Here is a 3210-nt window from a genome sequence, read left to right on the forward strand (position 1 = left end):
GTGGATGACAGGTATTTGGAGTGAGAGGAATTGAGTAAATACAAAAATAAAAAAGTTAATTTGGACGGTCATGTTTTCGATTCAAAAGCCGAAGCAAATTATTACGAAGGCTTGAAAATCCGTTATGCAAGAGGTGAAATACAAGGATTTGAACGGCAGCCAGTATTTAACTTGCAGCCCGCGTTCAAGAAACGGGACAAGAACTTTCAAGCCATTACATACATAGCGGACTTCCTGGTGTACTTGCCAAATGGTGAGGTAGAAGTCATAGACATAAAAGGTGTCATTACCGAAACGTTTAACGTGAAACGAAAGCTGTTCGAGTATACATATCCACACTTACAGCTGATTTTGCTGAAGCATGTGAAGAAATATGGTGGTTTTATCACATTGGACGAATACAACAAGTTGCAACGAGCGGAGAAGAAAGCGAAAAAACAGAATAAAGGGAGCGGATCATAATGGCATATATCGAATGTAAACCAGTGTTAAAGAAAGTGAACTTAAAACCTGATGGGAAGAAAGAGATTGTGTTAGAAGTAACAGATTCTTCGCTACAAGGGAAGTTGGATTCTTTGTCTGACATGATTGATGCCAAAGTGTTTGTTTCACTAGAGTCTATGCAAGTCAATTTTAATGTCACGATTAATGCGAAAACAAATGAACCAGTTACGCAGTACGAAGTCGATGAAAAAGGAATGGTACAAGAGGTAAAATTAACATTCGAGCAAATAGAAGCGGATTTAGATATGCCAGAAGAGAAGATTCAGACTCGTGAAGAAAAAGAACAAGCGGACCGTGAAGTGATTGATGCTTTTATCATCAGCGGGTTAGCACCGAACTTTGAGGGTATGCCGAATAAACTTCCGGAGATTGTGAAACGTCGCCTAGAGGGTGAATCGTACTTGAAATTGGCAAATGAGCTGAACATGTCCTCAGGACAAATTATCGAGGTAATCGATGAATATCGTAAGCGTGTAGCTCCATTGGCCATCAAGTGGCATGAGTGGAAAGAACAGCAGCCAGAAACAAAAGAAGAGCCAAAGTGTGAGGAGAAATTCGAGGAGACGGTAGATACAGAAGAAGAGGGAGTTTCAGAACAACCACAGCCATTTGAAGAATTCGAAATAACGGATGAGGACAAGCCTCGCGATGAAGCTTGATAAGAAATCCATCCGGATTCAAATATTAAATCTACAAGATGAGCATTGCGCGGGTTGTCAAAAGATACCGGCATACAGGAAGTCAGGGAACCGCAAGACTTCCTGGTGTGCGGATAACTGTAGGATTGGGAAGCGAATCAAACAATTAGGCGACACCTTACTGGAAGGGAGAAATGAAATGATGGCAGAACAACTGGCTGAAGAAAAAAATTGGGATGTATTATGTGAGAAGGCGGAGAAGTTACGGGAACAGAAATTATCTTGGGCAAAAATCGCAGAACGACTGGGCGTGAGTGAAAGCACATTGTATCACAACGTCGCAAAACGACGAGAGAAAAAAGAGGGCATTAGGAATCGCGCTAAGAGGTCGGGAACGAAAAAGAGTATAAAACCATTGGCCCAAGGTGCAAAAGTTATTAGGGAGAAAAATGAACATTCTGAAGAGAGAGATAATGGGATGCGTCAAACAGAATTAAAAGCGGAACTTGAAAAGGTAAAAGAACAATTTCAAATTCGTGAGGAAGAATATACAACTTTACTTAATGAACGCAACCAGTTAAGCGCAAAGAAATGGGAACTGGAAGCTGAGTTACGTAAAGTACAAATCAGAATCAGCGCAGCAGAAGAGACCGCAGAAATGGAACGGAAGCACCGCCTGGAATGTCAAGCAAAAGCGCAAGCATTAGGCATCGCATTGAAAGCCGTATTGTAGGTGAGGAATATGAAACTCACCAGAGAAGAACGCATACAACTTACGTATCAGATTGGCGATATCATCGAACAGAAATGTAGACGGTGTTATTACAATCGTTCAGATGAAGCGAGTTTCAGTATTAGCATTTGTGCCAATTGCCCGACTGGTCAGGAGTTACGCCAGTTGGGTAGGTATTTTGATACGGAGCCGAGGCAGCGTGCAGGGAAGCCCGGAAATATTCCGGATGGATTGATACCAGCACGTGTACGAGAACTGAATGAGCAAGGAATCCCAGATAAAGAAATCAGTATCCTGTTTGGACGAAGTCCTTCCTACGTTGGGAAAGTGAAAAATAGATGGAGAAAGCAAGGGTTATGGCAAGGTCCGAATCGGATGACCAAGGAAGTAAGTAAGGAGAAAAGGGGCGAACGAAATGTTAGTCCCTGTGAATAGTGGTAAACGAATGAAAAAGGACGGGAGAACGTTTCGTTCGGTGGTTATTTTAAATCGGACGACTTTTCAAAAAAATAGAAGAGTAGCTCTGTCGTAAAATACGACAGAGGACAAATAAAACAATTTCATTTTTGTAGAAAAGGGGAGCTGAAAAATGAAGCAAATGCAAACATTCGCACATAACATGTTCGGTAATTTAGAGGTTTTTATCAAGGATGGAAAAGAGTACTTTCCGGCAACAGATGTTGCAAAAATTTTAGGGTATTCCAATCCTCATGATGCTGTAAGTAAACATTGTAAAAGAGACGGGGTCGCGTTTTGCGAGGTGGTTATTTCAGAGAAAAATCAAACGGTTGAAAAGAAATTCATTAACGAACCCAATCTATACCGCCTAATCGTGAAATCCAAACTCCCACAAGCGGGACAATTTGAAAAATGGGTATTTGAAGAAGTGCTCCCAAGTATTCGAAAACACGGGGCTTACATGACACCGCCTACGATAAACGCGTTACTACAAGACCCAGATTTGCTTATTGGTCTCGCGTCGCAACTCAAACACGAGCAACAGGCAAGGCAAGTGGCAGAACAAAAGAATCTCATGTTAACACAACAAGTCGCAGAGAATGCATCTAAGATTACATACCTCGATCAAATTCTTCAGTCAAAAGATACGGTAACCGTCTCGCAAATTGCAGCTGATTATAGGTTATCAGCAGTACGATTAAATAAAATCTTAAAAGATGAAAAGGTACAGTACAAAGTAAACAACCAATGGCTGCTGTATGCGAAGCATCTAAATAAAGGATATACAAAATCACAAACAATTGATGTCACGCATTCGGATGGTAGTAAATCCGTAAAAATGAATACACGCTGGACACAAAAAGGTAGGTTGTTTAT

The 3210-nt window shown here is 41.1% G+C and carries 5 protein-coding genes; all 5 read left to right on the plus strand.

From position 1 onward, the window contains the following. The first annotated feature begins 30 nt into the window (after positions 1-30). The gene (locus tag ATL10_RS30425) at positions 31-462 is read left to right on the plus strand and encodes a DUF1064 domain-containing protein (protein WP_110498332.1); all 432 of its coding nucleotides are present in this window, start codon (positions 31-33) and stop codon (positions 460-462) included. Next, entirely contained in the window at positions 462-1163 is a 702-nt protein-coding gene (locus tag ATL10_RS30430) for a 2-methylcitrate dehydratase (protein WP_110498334.1), read from the plus strand. Before ATL10_RS30425 ends, ATL10_RS30430 begins: the two co-directional genes overlap by 1 nt. Then, positions 1153-1875, plus strand: coding sequence for a zinc-finger domain-containing protein (locus tag ATL10_RS30435; RefSeq protein ID WP_110498336.1), 723 nt, complete (start codon positions 1153-1155; stop codon positions 1873-1875). The genes ATL10_RS30430 and ATL10_RS30435 overlap by 11 nt, the downstream gene beginning before the upstream one ends. Before the next feature lie 9 nt (positions 1876-1884). After that, positions 1885-2310, plus strand: coding sequence for a helix-turn-helix domain-containing protein (locus tag ATL10_RS30440; RefSeq protein WP_110498338.1), 426 nt, complete (start codon positions 1885-1887; stop codon positions 2308-2310). A gap of 154 nt (positions 2311-2464) precedes the next feature. Beyond that, a partial coding sequence (locus tag ATL10_RS30445; protein ID WP_110498340.1) for a phage antirepressor KilAC domain-containing protein occupies positions 2465-3210 on the plus strand: 746 nt, incomplete at its 3' end.

This window comes from Bacillus sp. 196mf (genome assembly GCF_003217275.1).
Lineage (GTDB): Bacteria > Bacillota > Bacilli > Bacillales > Bacillaceae_G > Bacillus_A > Bacillus_A thuringiensis_S.